This window comes from Embleya sp. NPDC001921 (genome assembly GCF_053594475.1).
Genome location: NZ_JBSFEO010000164.1, coordinates 1 through 1,296, shown reverse-complemented (window position 1 = coordinate 1,296; position 1,296 = coordinate 1). Strand labels below are relative to the sequence as shown.

The 1,296-nt window shown below is 69.4% G+C and carries 2 protein-coding genes; both read left to right on the top strand.

Features of this window, described 5'->3' with window-relative positions; genetic code table 11:
• A partial coding sequence (locus ACWCPW_RS52015; RefSeq protein WP_449768693.1) for a hypothetical protein occupies nt 1–228 on the top strand: 228 nt, incomplete at its 5' end.
• A 7-nt stretch (nt 229–235) separates the two neighbouring features.
• A partial coding sequence (locus ACWCPW_RS52010; RefSeq protein WP_449768692.1) for a phage major capsid protein occupies nt 236–1,296 on the top strand: 1,061 nt, incomplete at its 3' end.

Below are 1,296 nucleotides of genomic sequence, written 5' to 3'. Positions count from 1 at the left end.
CGGGTGCGCGAGATCGCGCGCCTGTCCCAGGAACTCCTGGAGTCGGTCGCGTCCGCCGCCGCCGACTCCGCCGAAGACGACGAGAAGGCCACGTCTGCCCCGCCGGAGAACGCCTCGCCGCAGGAGCCTGCGGCCAAGGAAGCACCGGCCCGGCCAGGACCCGCCTCGCTCCGTCTGCACACCGACCTCGCGTTTCTCGCGTCCGAGGTCTCCGCGCTCACGGGATGAGGAACCCATGACGAAGATCGAGCAGCTCACCGAGGAGCTGAAGCACCACCTGGTCGCCGCGCAGGCCATTGCGGCGAAGGCCGACGACGAGTCGCGTGACTTCACCGACGAAGAGCGCGGCCTGATCACCGAGCACATGGAGAAGGCGAAGGCCGCCCGCCAGGGCCTGGAGCAGGCCAAGGGCGACAGCGCGGTGCGCGACGCCATCGCCGACCTGGGCGAGGGCATCGGCGTCGCCGAGAAGTCGGAGCGGCGCACGCCCAGCGGCCTGATCGTGCCCGACGAGAAGACCTCGATCGGCGAGACGTTCGTCAAGTCGGCCGAGTACGCGGCCCTGCTGGCGTCCGCACCGAACGGCCAGTTCGGGCAGAAGCAGCGCGTGCAGTCGATGCCCGCCGGCTACAAGTCCCTGGTCACCGGCCTGTCGGACACCTCCGGTGGAGCGTTCGTCCAGAACGACTACCGCGGCCTGCAGGTGATGACGGAGGCGTTCCAGCGCCCGCTGCGGCTGCGGGACGTGGTCACCAACGGCACGACCACGTCCGACACGGTCGAGTACGTGCGCATGACCAGCATCACCAACAACGCGGCGCCGGTGGCGGAGGCGACGTCCTCGGCGGCGCCGACCGCTCCGGGTGGCGCGGGCGCCCTGGTCAACAACGCGGGCGGCGGCTATAAGCCGGAGTCGGCGCTGGCTGCGGCGAAGGTGACCACGCCGGTTCGGACGATCGCGCACTGGATCCCGGTGACCAAGCGCGCCTTGTCGGATGCCGCGCAGATCCGGACCCTGATCGACGCATTCCTCCGTTATGGCCTGGAGGAGGAACTCGAAGACCAGATGATCTCCGGTGACGGCACCGGGGAGAACTTCGACGGGCTCGGCAACGTGTCCGGGGTGCAGGCCCAGGCGTGGGACACCAACGCCCTGACCACCACGCGGAAGGCGAAGACGAAGGTCCGACTGGTGGGCCGTTCGATTGCCAACGCCTACCTCTTCAACCCGGCCGACCTGGAGGCGATCGACCTGCTTCAGGACAACGAGGCCAGGTACTACTTCGGCGGTCCGGC